General features: G+C 64.2%; 11 protein-coding genes, 2 tRNA genes and 1 pseudogene. 7 read left to right on the plus strand and 7 right to left on the minus strand.

Annotated elements, in window-relative coordinates; genetic code table 11:
- Positions 1-71: 71 nt before the first annotated feature.
- From BDD21_RS01380 to BDD21_RS01395, 4 genes are all read right to left on the minus strand, one after another.
- The gene (locus tag BDD21_RS01380; protein WP_120795621.1) at positions 72-1,394 is read right to left on the minus strand and encodes a protoporphyrinogen/coproporphyrinogen oxidase; all 1,323 of its coding nucleotides are present in this window, start codon (positions 1,392-1,394) and stop codon (positions 72-74) included.
- Between the two features lie 184 nt (positions 1,395-1,578).
- Positions 1,579-3,147 carry a cryptochrome/photolyase family protein gene (locus BDD21_RS01385; protein WP_120795622.1) on the minus strand — a complete coding sequence of 523 codons (1,569 nt, stop codon included), beginning with the start codon at positions 3,145-3,147 and terminating at the stop codon, positions 1,579-1,581.
- A complete protein-coding gene (locus BDD21_RS01390) occupies positions 3,140-4,714 on the minus strand; it encodes an ATP-dependent DNA ligase (protein ID WP_120795623.1) in 1,575 nt (524 codons plus the stop codon). Before BDD21_RS01390 ends, BDD21_RS01385 begins: the two co-directional genes overlap by 8 nt.
- Positions 4,715-4,848: 134 nt before the next feature.
- Positions 4,849-5,592 (minus strand): ferredoxin--NADP reductase, encoded by a 744-nt coding sequence (locus BDD21_RS01395; protein WP_120795624.1) that lies wholly within the window; start codon positions 5,590-5,592, stop codon positions 4,849-4,851.
- A gap of 325 nt (positions 5,593-5,917) precedes the next feature.
- On the opposite strand from BDD21_RS01395, the gene BDD21_RS01400 reads away from it, so the two are divergent.
- The 4 genes from BDD21_RS01400 to BDD21_RS01415 all read left to right on the plus strand — a co-directional run bounded on the left by BDD21_RS01400 (position 5,918) and on the right by BDD21_RS01415 (position 9,866).
- On the plus strand, positions 5,918-6,427 hold the full coding sequence (locus tag BDD21_RS01400) for a glutathione peroxidase (RefSeq protein WP_120795625.1): 510 nt from the start codon (positions 5,918-5,920) through the stop codon (positions 6,425-6,427).
- Positions 6,428-6,688: 261 nt separating this feature from the next.
- Positions 6,689-8,029: a heterodisulfide reductase-related iron-sulfur binding cluster gene (locus tag BDD21_RS01405; RefSeq protein WP_120795626.1), complete on the plus strand. Its 1,341-nt coding sequence runs from the start codon at positions 6,689-6,691 to the stop codon at positions 8,027-8,029.
- Positions 8,030-8,453: 424 nt separating this feature from the next.
- Complete coding sequence (locus BDD21_RS01410) at positions 8,454-9,035, plus strand: DUF3501 family protein (RefSeq protein ID WP_120799678.1); 582 nt, start codon at positions 8,454-8,456, stop codon at positions 9,033-9,035.
- The gene (locus BDD21_RS01415) at positions 9,036-9,866 is read left to right on the plus strand and encodes an HAD-IIA family hydrolase (protein WP_120795627.1); all 831 of its coding nucleotides are present in this window, start codon (positions 9,036-9,038) and stop codon (positions 9,864-9,866) included.
- A gap of 185 nt (positions 9,867-10,051) precedes the next feature.
- Here BDD21_RS01415 and BDD21_RS01420 read toward each other — a convergent pair whose 3' ends face one another.
- Both BDD21_RS01420 and htpX read right to left on the minus strand, forming a co-directional pair.
- Positions 10,052-10,363: a hypothetical protein gene (locus BDD21_RS01420; protein ID WP_120795628.1), complete on the minus strand. Its 312-nt coding sequence runs from the start codon at positions 10,361-10,363 to the stop codon at positions 10,052-10,054.
- Between the two features lie 154 nt (positions 10,364-10,517).
- Complete coding sequence (htpX, locus tag BDD21_RS01425; protein ID WP_120799679.1) at positions 10,518-11,405, minus strand: protease HtpX; 888 nt, start codon at positions 11,403-11,405, stop codon at positions 10,518-10,520.
- 190 nt (positions 11,406-11,595) lie between these two features.
- Here htpX and BDD21_RS01430 point away from each other — a divergent pair.
- The 3 genes and pseudogenes from BDD21_RS01430 to BDD21_RS01440 form a co-directional block, all read left to right on the plus strand.
- Positions 11,596-11,671, plus strand: a tRNA-Ala gene (locus tag BDD21_RS01430).
- Between the two features lie 56 nt (positions 11,672-11,727).
- Positions 11,728-11,803 (plus strand) — tRNA-Glu (locus BDD21_RS01435).
- A 210-nt stretch (positions 11,804-12,013) separates the two neighbouring features.
- Positions 12,014-12,352: pseudogene (locus BDD21_RS01440) on the plus strand (ATP-binding protein); the annotation flags it as partial.
- Between the two features lie 384 nt (positions 12,353-12,736).
- Here the strand turns inward: BDD21_RS01440 and BDD21_RS01445 are convergent.
- A complete protein-coding gene (locus BDD21_RS01445) occupies positions 12,737-13,294 on the minus strand; it encodes a M48 family metalloprotease (protein ID WP_245969355.1) in 558 nt (185 codons plus the stop codon).
- Positions 13,295-13,554: the final 260 nt, after the last annotated feature.

Here is a 13,554-nt window from a genome sequence, read left to right on the forward strand (position 1 = left end):
GTCGGAACCCGTCCGGGCAGAGTCCGAGCGCCGCGCGAGGCCCCGACGCGAGCGCGGACGAGATCTGTTCCTCAGGGATCCGCCGAGGGTAAACTCCTGGTGCGCGGCCCGGCATCCGACTGCGCGATCCCATCTCCCGCGCGATTGCCGAGCAGGCTGCTCGCGATCTCCTCCCCCGCACGACGACCGGAATGCAGCGCCCACTGGATCGAGGGTGCCGATCGGTACTCCCCGCAGGTCCAGAGCCAATCGGATTGACGCAGCCGCACGGCACCCGGATAGACGACAGGCGGCGACTGAACCGGCAAGGCATGCGGCAGCCGATACACCGCCAAGCGCGTCCAGGCCAAAACCTGATCGCCGAACCAGCCGATCAGCTCGCGCCGCAAATCCGTTTCGAGCGCATCCGGATTGTGCTCCGCGCCGTGCACGTTGACCGCGATGAGGTTCTCGCCCCGCGGGGCATAATGATCCGAGAGATTGCTCGGACAGAGGAGGCTGTTGATCCGCCCCCGCCCCTCGCCGTTGACGACGAGGTACGGTCCCTCGATCGGCGGCGCGCTCGCCGCGAAATATACGCAGGTGGTTCCCCGACCCGCCACCGCCGCACTGTGCGATCGACCCAGGAGACGCGCCGTCTCGTTGCCTTCGGTCGCCAGCACGATGGTGCCCGCCCGCAGACGCTCGCCCGTGTCGAGCACGACCTGTTGATCCAGGATGCGCTCGACCCGCGCGCCGGTGCGGATGGAGTCGCGCGGCAGCTTCTGCGCGAGCTGTGCCGGAAGCTCGCCCATGCCGCGCGCCGGCAGGGCCGTATCGCCCAGCGCGAAGGCGCGGAACACGAACTCGAAGGCGCGCGAGGACATACCCAGTCCGGGCTCGAAGAAGACGCCGCTGAAAAACGGCTTGAAGAAGCGCTCGATCATGCGTGCCGAGAAACCCAGCTCGCGCAGCAAGGTCAAGGCATCGCGCTCCGGACGTGAATAGAGCGCTTGGAGATCGCCCGCAAGAGCCCGGCGACGCAGTGCGAGGAGCCTCAGCTTGTCGCCGAGGCTGCCCACCGGCGAGACCAGCATCTCGGGGAGCAGCATCGGGCGGCGCCAGATATCGCTGACGCGATGCAGCTGCCCTTGCGTGTGCACGAGCGCCCCCGGATAGAAGGGACGCAAGTCCAGGCGTGCGTAGTCGAAGAACCGCTGCGCCTCCGGATACCAGGTCTGCAGCACCTGGAAACCGCGATCCAGGAGGAAGCCGTCGCGTCGATCGGTGCGCACACGCCCGCCCGGAGCGTCCGAGGCCTCGATCAGCAGGGGCTCGAAACCCTGCTCGCGAAGGGTGATGGCACAGGCCAGTCCGGAGAGACCGGCACCGATGATGATGACGTCTGTGCTCATGGTTAAACCGCGTCTGGAGTGTTATGGGTTGTGTTCATTTTGGCTTGTTCTCGGGGCCATCTGCATCGACGGTGAAGGCGCGGTTTAGGTGATAGGTGTTAGGTGATAGGTGATAGCTGTTAGCTGTTAGCTGTTAGCTGTTAGCTGTTAGCTGTTAGCTGAAGACTGACAGCTTGCCCCGCCCTCAACCGTTCCCTCCCGACGCCAAATCGCCGCGAAGCACCTCCGCCTGCCGGCGAATCGCACCGAGGCGCTCGGGTTCCAGCCGCGCGAGATTCCGCCATTGCAGCGCGGTACGCGGATGGTTGGCGAACCGATCCCGGTGCCGATCGAGAAAATCCCAGTAAAGCGTCGTGAACGGACAGGCGCTCTCCCCGACGGCCTCCTTCGGATCATAGCGGCAGTGCCGACAATAGTTGCTCATCCGATTGATGTATTGGCCGGTCGCGACATAGGGTTTGGAGGCCAACAGCCCGCCGTCGGCGTATTGGCTCATCCCGATCACGTTGGGCGCCTCGACCCATTCGACGGCATCGACGAACATCGCCAGGTACCAGGAATGGACCTCGCGCGGTGCGACCCCGAGCAGCAACACGAAGAGCCCGGTCACCATCAGGCGTTGGATATGATGGCCGTAACCGTATTCGAGCACCTGTCCGATCGATGCCTCGAGACAAGCGTAGTCGGTCTTTCCGGTCCAGTAAAAATTCGGGAGCGGACGGTGTGCCTCCAGGGCATTCGACTCCAGATAGACCGGCCCTTCGCGCCAGTAGATCCCGCGCACGTATTCACGCCAGCCGAGGATCTGGCGGACGAAGCCTTCGACCGAGGCGAGCGGTGCCTGGTTCGCCTCGAAAGCCGAGATCGCGGCGTCGATCGCCGTGCGCGGGTCAAGGAGCTTGAGATTGAGGGCGGCGGAGATCCGCGCGTGATAGAGATAGGGCTCGCCGGTCCACATGGCGTCTTGCCACGGGCCGAACGCGGCGAGCCGGTTGCGGATGAAGTCCGCGAGCGCCGCGCGGGCTTGGGCCGCGGTCACCGGCCAGTCGAAGCGCTCGAGGTTGCCTGGCGCGTCGGGGAAACGCCGCTCGATCACCGCGATCAGGTCCCGCGTGATGACGTCGGATGGAAAACCGATCGGTTCAGGGACCATGCCCGGACCCTGCCGACCGAAGGACTTGCGGTTCTCTTGGTCCAGGTTCCACTGCCCGCCGACGGGCTGCGCGGCATCTGACGGCCCTTCCATCAGGATTCCTTCACGCTTGCGCAGATGGCGGTAAAAGTGCTCCAAGCGGAGCCCTTTGCGACCGGCCGCCCAGCGATCGAACTCGGTGCGAGAGCAGATGAAGTGCGCGTCCGGGCGGATCTCGAGCGGCACCGCGCTGGCCTCGGCGACGCCTTGCAGAGCCGAGAGAACGCGATGCTCCCCCGGTTCGGTCAGGATCAAGCGCTCGGGACGCAGGACCCGAATCGCCGCGGCAAGACCGGCAGCGAGCGACGGATCGGCCTCGGCATCCAGCGCCCGATAATGGACGCTGACGCCCGCCGTCTCCAATGCCTCGCGGAAGTGCCGCATCGCGGACAGAAACAGCAGAATCCGGGCCTTGTGCGAAGGCACGTGGGTCGACTCCTCGACCGCCTCGCACATCCAGACCCGATCCCGTGTCGGATCCAGGTCGCGCAAAGCCGGGCCTGCGGCATCGAGCTGATCCCCGAGCACCAGCACCAGATGTCGACAGCGTCGATCAGCCATGGCGACCCGAGGCCGAATAGGCGATTTGGCTCCGAAAGAGCGCTTGGACCATCGCGATATCGTCGGCCTGATCCGCAGTCTTGTCCGGGCGATAGCGTTTCACGCGCGCGAAGCGCAAGGCGAGCCCGCCCGGGTACTGTGGACTTTCTTGAACCTCGTTGAAGGCGATCTCGACGACCAGCTCGGGCCGAACATGCACCACCGGGCCATCTTGCGCCACCGCGAGCGCGCTCAGACGCTCGGTCTGCCAGGTGAGCATCGCATCCGTCAGACCCTTGAAGGTCTTGCCCAGCATGACGAATCCGCCTGCCGGGTCGCGTGCACCCAGATGCAGATTGCTCAGCCAACGGCTGCGCCGGCCGCTGCCCCGTTCCGCCGCCAGGATCACCAGATCGAGCGTCTGCGTCGGCTTGATCTTGAGCCACTGCCGACCGCGCGCACCGGCCGCATAGGGCGCCGCCGGATCCTTGGCCATGATCCCCTCGTGACCGGCGGCGATTGCGCGCGCCAGAAAGGCCCGGGCATCGGCCGCATCAATCGGCTGCAACCTCGGGATGAGCGCGCGCTCCGGAACCAACTCGGCAAGTGCTGCGAAACGCTCGCGCGCCGGGGCATCGATCAGGAGTGTCCCGTCACATTGGATGCAGTCGAAGAAGAAGACGCTCAGGGGCAGCTCGGCACGCAGTCTCGCGACGTCGAGTCGCCGACCGAAGCGGCGCATGCTGGTCTGGAACGGGTGCGGTCGCCCGTCCGCACGCAGCGCCAGCACCTCGCCGTCGAGCACCAGGTCCGCAACGGGAAGCGGTGCGATCAGCTCGGGAATCTCCGGAACTGCCGCGGTGACCTCATGGCCCTGCCGGCTGTAGACCCGAACCTCATCGCCACGCTTGTGCACCTGCACGCGGGCGCCGTCGAGCTTGAACTCGAGATCGGGCGCTGCGAGTCGGGAGAGCGCGTCGTCGAGGTCCTCCGCGGGCTGGGCGAGCATTGGGAGAATCGGGCGAAAGAGTTCGAGACCGATCGCGCTTAGCCCCGCGGCACCGGTGTCGAAGGCCGTGCGCGTGACCCGCGCCGGATCGCCGCTCAGCATGAGGGCGCGCCGAACCAGTGCGGGATCCAGCCCGGCCGCCCGCGCAACCGCCTCCATCACAAGTGCCTCGACCGCCCCTTGCCGCAGCTCGCCAAGCATCAAGCGGGCAAGAAATCCCTGCTCCTCGCGTGTGGCCTTCTCGAACAACGCCTGCAGCAGCGCCCGACGCTGTGCCTGAGCACCGGCACCCTTGACGGCGAGCAGGGCATCGAATGTTCGATCCAGGTCGCCGAGGGTCAAACGGCCCTGCTCGACCGGGACCAGTCCGCGGAGTGCATCCACCAGCACCGGCCCCACCCCGACGCGACCTTGCGGGATCTGCCCGGCGAGATAGCTCGCCGCAAGTGCAGTCTCCTCCCGATCCAGCCGACCGATCACGTCCGCCATCAGACCGATCTTGTCACGCCGCGACGGGCGGGTGGTCACGTCAGCCGAGAGTCGAACCAGCGTTTCGAGCGTTGTCGCAGAGGTATCCATAGGCATCCGGCTCGTCGATGCAATCGGTTCCGATCTCCGACTTCCGGATCTCTTAACCGCGCCGACTCAAACGGTCGTCAGGTCTGCCGGGCCCGACCCCATCCAAAAACATCACATACCGCACCGGGCGCGGTTTAATGGTACTGCTCCGTCGTGTATTGACCGGGCGCGTGCCGCTTGTGGCGGGCCAGACCGCGCTCCTCGAGAATGACCTTCACGTCCTTGATCATCGCCGAGTTCCCGCACAGCATCACGTGGCTGGTGTGAGGGTCGATGACCGCACCCACATGCGCTTCCAAGCTGCCGCCCGTCAAAAGGTCGGTGATCCGGCCCGAGAGTGCATCCGGGACCGTCTCGCGACTGACCGCCGACACGAACCTGAACCGCTCGCCACGGCGCTGAGCAATCGCCGCGAGGGTCTCGCCATAGGTCAGATCGGTGGCCTGACGTACGCCGTGCACCAGAACGACGCGCTCGAACAGATCCCAAGGCTCCGGCGAACGCAGGATCGAGAGATAGACACCGAGTGCGGTGCCGGTTGCGAGCAGCCAGAGTGTCTCGGCGGGCTCGACCGTATCGAGCGTGAAGATCCCGCCCGGCTTCTCCGAGAGCCAGACCTCGTCGCCGGGATTCAGATCGGACAGACGCGGCGTCAGCGGCCCTTCCGGCACCTCGTTGAAATAGATCTCCACAGGGCGCTCCTGCGGCGGGTTGACCAACGAATAGGGTCGACCCACGCGATCACCCTCGATATCCAGGGCAACCTTGATGTACTGCCCCGCCTTGAAGTCGGCGACCGGACCGTCGAACTGCATGCTGTAGAGTCCGTCCGTCCAGGCATGCTTGCCCGTCACCTTCGCTTTCACCCAGTCGCTCATATCCGGTCCTGCTCCTCGTTGATCCCAAATAAATCCCATCGTCGTTAACGAACGGATGGTCGTGCCGAGGTCCTCGAAGGCACTCGGTACAACATGCATCACAAGGGTTTGCAGGTTGGTGCCCGCCCCCCGTTTTCAAATCACTCTTATCACATCTCCCGTCCTCGGCACGGAGGCGACGCGTCGCCTCCGTGCCGAGGACGGGATTGTATTCGGCGTTTTGTGCATTACCTCGCGAAGGACAACTCAGGACGAAGCATGACGAAATTCGGAGAGATCTTCCCCGATGTTGAAGACCACACTATTTGCTTTAGGAATTGCCGCCATGAGCTCCACAGCAAGCGCCGCCGCCCCACCCTGCTCGCCCTTGCTCGATATCGAGATGCGTCGACTCGCGGGCGAGGAGGTCGTCAACCTCTGCGAAGCCTATCAGGGTCAGGTGATTCTGATCGTCAACACCGCAAGCAAGTGCGGCTTCACCTCGCAGTACGAGGGACTTGAAGCCCTTTACAGCAAGTATAAGGACCAAGGGCTCGTCGTGCTGGGCTTCCCGTCCAACGACTTCGCGAACCAGGAGCCGGGTAGCGAGGAGGAGATCGAGAAGTTCTGCCGGCTGACCTACTCGGTCGAATTCCCGATGTTTGAGAAGGTCAACGTGAAAAAGGGTGCGGCATCGCCGCTCTTCGAGCGGCTGGCCGTTGCCGGTGCTCCCTACCCGAAGTGGAATTTTTACAAATACCTCATCGATCGCGACGGTAATCTCGTGGACCATTACGTCAGCTTCACCAAGCCGGATGACCGCAAGGTCGTGAGGGCGATCGAAAAGCTGCTGTAACCGACCCGGAGTCTACACCGGCTGCCGCTCTGATCGGAGCCGTGGCCGGATTCAGGGTCGAGTCAACGCCGCAGCCGCAGATTCGGATGCCGCGGGTGACCGGCCGGCCCCGGTATGGTTTGTCTCGACGATGACGTCGATTCGCCCTTTCGATTGGTACGCCGACACCGGCCCGTCTAAAGTGATATCGAGCAGGCGCGGGTTTCTCGGGACTCGACGCGCTCGAACGACGGATACCACCGATTCAAGGGAGGTTAGCGTATGGCGACGTCAACGAGCCGGGAGGGGAGTCTCGAAGCCCCGACCCGTCACCCGCTCGACTGGCAAAGTGCTAATTTCTACGACCAAGCTTCGCTCGATAAGGAGCTGGAGCGTGTCTTCGATATCTGCCACGGCTGCCGCCGCTGCGTCAGCCTCTGTCAATCCTTCCCGACGCTCTTCGATCTGGTAGACGGGTCCGAATCGATGGAGGTCGACGGTGTCGCTAAGAACGACTATTGGAAGGTGGTCGACCACTGCTATCTGTGCGACCTGTGCTACATGACCAAGTGTCCCTACGTGCCGCCGCACGAATGGAACCTCGATTTCCCGCACCTGATGCTGCGCGCCAAGGCCGTCAAGTACCGCCAAGGCAACGTGAAGATGCGTGATCGCATCCTCACCAGTACGGATGCCGTCGGCGCCCTGGCCGGCATCCCGGTCGTCAACGGGCTGGTCAACGCCGTCAACGCAAACGCGCTCGGACGCCAGGCACTCGAGGCCGTGCTGGGTGTCCACAGAGACGCGCGCGTGCCGCCCTACGCGAGCGACACCCTGCGCAAAACCGAAAAGGCACGCATGGGACGCTCGGCCCTCGGCGAGGCGGCCGGCCCGACCACAGGCAAGGTGGCACTCTTCACCACCTGCTACGGCAACTACAACGAGCCCGGCGTGAACGCCGACCTGATCGCCGTCTTCGAGCACTCGGGCATCCCGGTCACGCTGCCCGAGAAGGAGCAATGCTGCGGCATGCCCAAGCTGGAACTGGGCGACCTGGAGGCCGTCAAGGCCGCGAAGGACGCCAACATCCCGGTGCTCAAGCGTCTGGTCGAGGAGGGCTGGGACATCGTCGCGATGGTCCCGTCCTGCGTGCTCATGTTCAAACAAGAGCTGCCCTTGATGTTCCCGGAGGACGCGGACGTGCAGGCGGTCAAGGCGCACATCTTTGACCCCTTCGAATACCTGATGCTCCGGCACAAGCACGGCAAGCTCAACACGGACTTCAAAAAACCGCTGGGTAAGGTCATCTATCAAGCGTCCTGTCATCAGCGAGTCCAAAACATCGGGCAGAAGACCCGCGAGGTCCTGGCACTCGTGCCGGACACGACAGTGGAGATCATCGAGCGTTGCTCGGGCCACGACGGCACCTACGCGGTGAAGAGGGAATATTACGCCTCCGCGATGAAGATCGTGCGCCCGGTTGCGGGCCGCGTCGAGAAGGCGGCACCGGATCACTTCGGCAGCGACTGTCCGATGGCCGGCGCCCATATCGCGCATGCACTCGGCAAAGACGGCGAGCAACGGCATCCGCTGAGTCTGTTGCGGATGGCCTACGGGCTCTGAACCGCGCTGAACCGCGTCCGGTGGGACAGTGAAGCCCGGCGTATCGAGTCGGTCTTCGGGGTTCATGCAGACATCGGTGGTGACGCGGTTCAGGATGGAAAAGGGCCTTGTTCATTCGGGCGACCAAGCGCGACCCCCGAGATCGTCGCGAAGCGGCGACAGCCCGGGATCGACGACTTGCAGTCGTCGTCTTCCACTGGCCTGACAGCCAGCGGGCTAGAGTTCAACCCGACGATCCAGAGGACCTTGCGGGCGTATGGACAAGCGCAGCGCAGTCCACCACCGCCGGCGCGGAATTCGGTGGACGTCGTTCTCGCTCGTCCACCCTACCGGCGGTTTCATGATCACGGCCGGCTCGAGCGTTCGGATTCGGGTTCGCTGCAAAACCGGCGGCATCGACTTCTCAATCGGTTTGGAGACGACTATGCATCTGACACGAGACGACCTTTACAGCCTCGAGAAATACGCGGAGATTCGCAGTGACTTCCGGACGCGCGTGATGGCCCACAAGAAACAGCGTCAGGTCGCGATCGGCGCCCATGCCACGCTCTATTTCGAGGATCGCCTGACCATGCAGTATCAGATTCAAGAGATGCTGCGCGCCGAGCGGATCTTCGAGTCGGCCGGAATCCAGGACGAGCTGGACGCCTATAATCCGATGGTCCCGGACGGGAGCAATTGGAAGGCGACCTTCATGATCGAGTACGAGGATGTCGAGGAGCGGCGCGATGCCCTGATGCGGTTGCGCGGAATCGAGGATCGGGTGTGGGTCCAGGTCGCGGATTTCGATCGGGTCTATGCGATCGCCGACGAGGACATGGAGCGCGAGGACGCCACCAAGACATCTGCCGTGCATTTCCTGCGCTTCGAGCTGACGGCGCCGATGTCCGCGGCGATGAAACAGGGCGCGACGCTCGCGCTGGGGACCGATCACCCGGAATACGGCTATCAGGTCGAGGCAACCCCGGAGGTCCGTGACTCACTCGCCGGCGACCTGGCCGACTGAATGAAACGCCCGCAACCCCGTGCCCTGCTGCTCGACATGGACGGTCTCCTCTTCCACGGCGACCGTCCCCTGCCGGGCGCGCAGCGGCTGCTCAACCGATTGCGATCGACACCGCACGCCTTCGTGACCAACAACCCGATCCGCACACCCGAGCAGGTCGCCGACGCCTTCGCCTCGATGGAGCTGCCGCGACCGGACCCGGAGCGGATCGTCACCTCCGCCTTGGCCACGGCGCGCTGGCTGACCCATGTTCGCCCTGGATTCCGCTATTTCGCGGTCGGTGCCGGCGGCTTGGACGCGGCCCTACGCTCGGTCGGAACGCCGGACGCCGAGCGCGCCGACGTGGTCGTCGTGGGTGAAGGGCCAGGGCTGGATTTCGAGCAGCTCACCGTCGGCATCAATCTCATCCTGAGTCGGGGCGCCCGTCTGGTCGCCACGAATCCGGACACCGCCGTCGACGGCATGCGCGATGGCCGTCACCTGATCCTGCCCGGCGGAGGCGCCTTGGTCGCACCCTTTGCGGCCGCGACCGGGGTGACGCCCACCTTCGTGGGCAAACCCGAGCCCCTACTCTACGAGATGTCGCTCGAAATCCTCGGCTGCACGGCGGCCGAATGCATGATGGTCGGGGATCGTCCCGATACGGACATCGCCGGTGCCGAGCGGCTCGGGATGTGGACCGCACTCGTACGCACCGGTCAATTTACCCCGGGTCGCCCCTGGATCGAAGGCATGCCTCCGCCGGATTACGATCTGAACAACCTGGATGATCTGATCGACGCCTTGGACCGAGATGTCCCGGGCCTGCTCGCTGATCCGGAATGTGCCTAAACCGCGTCCAGAGCGGGATGCTCATTTTCGAGTGAGTTCGACGTTCGCGCGTCCAAAATCGTTAGCGGGAACGCGGTTTAGAATAATATGTTTTTTAATAACTTAAACCGCGCCAACTCCAGCGATCGTCAAGTCTACCGAGACCGATCCCGTCCAAAAACATCGCATACTGCGCTGGGCGCGGTTTAAGGCGCCGTCAACCGCGCGTCGCCGATGATGTCAGCGTGTCGCTGCTGCGCACCCGTCAGGGTGTTGCGAATCGTCACGTCTCCCTTGTTCATGCCCCGGGTACAGACATGTGCCCTGACACTCGACTCCGCCGCCAGCGTCGCCGACATCACGACCTGTCGGCAGATGTTGTCGACGACTTCGATCATGCGTTCATCGAAACCGGGGTTGACGACATTGATCGTGATCGGATGGCCCAATCCACCCGCATGCGACATCGGGGCGATCGCGAGGAGAAACAGGCCCATCAGGGCGACGCGAGATTGCATGGCGCGGTCTCGTCTGTTGTTTCGAGTGACAGAATCATAACGCCTGCACCCTGCTGCCGAACCACAAAAAAGAGCGCCCGGCTGAAACCGGGCGCTCCTTGGAAAACCGAGGTCGGCGACGACCCGTCCGATTCGGCGAGTCGACGCCCCGGAATCAGTCCCGCGCCTGCTCGAGGGCCGCGATCCGCTTCTCCAACGGCGGATGGCTGGAGAAGAGCGCCTTCAGACCTTCGCCGATATTCCCCGAGATGCCGAAGGCAGCAAACTCGCCCGCCGGCAGATCGTGCGGCTGATGAACACGCTGCAAGGCCCGCAGCGCATTGGCCATCTGGGTACGGCTGCTCAGACGCGCACCGCCCTCGTCGGCCCGGAACTCGCGGTAACGCGAGAACCACATCACGATCATGCTGGCCAGGAAGGAGAGCAGGATCTCGGCCACGATCGAGACGACGAAGTAGGCGATGCCGTGGCCTTCCTCGTTCTTGAAGACGACCCGGTCGACCGTGTGGCCGATGATCCGCGCCAGGAAGACCACAAAGGTGTTGACCACGCCCTGGATCAGCGCGAGCGTCACCATGTCACCGTTCGCGACGTGACTGATCTCGTGGCCTACGACCGCCTCGACCTCGTCCTTGGTCATGTGCTGCAGGAGCCCGGTGCTGACGGCCACCAAGGCATCGTTGCGATTCCAGCCGGTGGCGAAGGCGTTGGGCTCGGGCGAGTCGAAGATGCCGACCTCCGGCATCTTGATGCCGGCCGCTTGGGACTGACGTGCGACCGTTTCCATCAACCAGCGTTCGAACGGGGTGGAGGGCTGCTCGATGACCTGCACGCCCATGCCACGCTTGGCCATCATCTTCGACAGGAACAGCGAGATCAGCGATCCGCTAAAGCCGATGATAGCCGCCATGATCAGGAGCGCACCCATGTCGAGCCCGCCGCTCTCGAGCAAGAGCCCGTCGATCCCCAGCAACCGGAAGACCACGCTGATGACGACGAGAATCGCCGCGTTGGTCGCGAGAAACAATAATATCCGCATCATCGATTTAGGCTCCTTGAGGATAGATTCGAAAGCGCGCATACGATGCACCGGCAGCGCGCCCTGCACAAGCCCGCGAGCGGTTTGTGCGACTTTGACCAGCATATTGGGTCGCACCGCCCGCAACAAAGCATGAAAACCGGTCTGGACAAACGGAAAAGTCGCCGGTAATATTCCGCGTCTCGACGACATCGGGGCCATAGCTCAGCTGGGAGAGCGCAACACTGGCAGTGTTGAGGTCGGCGGTTCGATCCCGCCTGGCTCCACCAAGCAATCAAAAGGATCCGGAACCGTAGTCAAGGTCGGATCTGTGAAAACGGTCACCGTCCCCATCGTCTAGTGGCCTAGGACACCGCCCTTTCACGGCGGTAACCGGGGTTCGAACCCCCGTGGGGACGCCAATTAAAACAAAGGGTTAGCTTCGGCTAACCCTTTTTTTGTCTGGCGGGCAACAGACGGGTAAATCGAGTTTCGCGAAACAGACTCACCACTTGGCAATGTCATGCTGGTCCCCCGCAGCTCGCAGGTCCGCCGATGCATGCCCTTCGGTCTCAAGCCGGGGCCGTTCAGAATGGACTACGAGCAGGATCGACGACGGATTGCACCGGGCGATGGCGCGCCGACTGCGCCTCGCTCATGCCGACGGCGGCTTCCCCAAGCTCATGCGCAGCTTCGCCAAGACCGATCTGCTGCTGCTCGACGACCGGGGGCTCATCGGGCTGGACGCCGAGGCCCGCCGCGATCTGCTCGACAACCGCCACGGCCAGCGCGCCACGCTCATCACCAGCCAGCTGCCGGTCGAACATTGGCATGACCTGATCGGGGATCCCACCCTCGCCGATGCGATCCTCGACCGCCTGGTCCACAACGCCTACCGGATCACCCTCAAAGGCGAGTCGATGCGCAAACGCCACGCCCGGAGGCTGACGCCGAGCGTACCCGCCGAGTAACAATGACCCGCCTGCGTCGCTTCGCTCCGACTGCCCGGCCGAATGGTCGTGGAACGGGTGGCCGAATGCCGGTGGAATCGCCGGCCGAATGTTGGTGGAACAGGTGGCCGAATGGCGTGGAATGCGCAGGATGTCGCGAAAGCGCGCCAGCGATGCGATCTCGGCGTGCTGCTCGGCGATGGTGCGGTCGGTGCGTTCTTTGAGGCGATCGCCGGACTGTCTCAGCCGATCACGTTCGCGCACGACCCTGGCCAGGACCAGGGACAGAACAATGACGGCGATCACGGCGGCGACCGAAACGGTCCCAAGGATCACGACCTTCGCGGGGTCGGAGGAGGTCGGCATGCGTGCATCCTTTCTTTCGGCTCGATTGGCCGTGCGGTCTCAGTGTGGTCCGCAGCTTTCCCCGACCGACGGGATCGCCATGATCTCCAGGAGCAGAATCGGGTGATTGCGCAGCGTCGCGGTGATGGCGGTGTAGAGGGTGACGTCATCGTCGGCGGGCTCCTTGCCGCCGTCGCTCCAGGCACCGAACCAAGCGGTGGCGAACCCGATCAGCCAGGCGAGCTGGTCGGGCGTGCGGGCAACACGCAGCATGCCGGTATGCACGCCGATCTTCCCGCCGGGCAGCGCGAAGGCATTGGGCGTCGGGTCGTCGAAGACGGCGATGGACCAACGCCCGTGCGGCTGCGGCAGGGCATCCACCAACGCCTCGGCGACGCAGCCGACATAGGCGCGCACGTCGGGATCGTCGTTCAGCGGCAGGCTCCGCAGCAGCTCTGCAAAGCCTTGCTCGCCGAGCGCGGTCATCTGCGCATCCGGCACCAGCGCGATCTGTTTGCGGCCCGTGGGGGACTCCTCGCACCCGGTGCCGAGCAGGGCGGCCGAGAGCAGGAGCGGGACGAGGAGGACGCGCAACGGATGGGGGCGGCGGGTGGGCATGGCGTGACGTCGGCGATGTGGGGTTCGAGGGGTATGGTCGCAGATCGGGCGCCGCGGAACAGTGCTGTCGGACGACTGCGCGGCAGTGCCTGACTCTCGTCAGGGACGACGCTCGTCGCCTCGATGAGCCTCGTGTGCCTTGCTTTTCGATGAAAAGGCGATGCGTCGGGACCTGCCGCAACAGATCGGCCATCGCGAAGTCGGCATCTCGACCTGGGAACCCCGACGACTTCTGCACGCGCATTTCGGACTGTCGCGTT

The sequence above is a fragment of the Thiocapsa rosea genome (genome assembly GCF_003634315.1).
Classification (GTDB): Bacteria; Pseudomonadota; Gammaproteobacteria; order Chromatiales; family Chromatiaceae; genus Thiocapsa; species Thiocapsa rosea.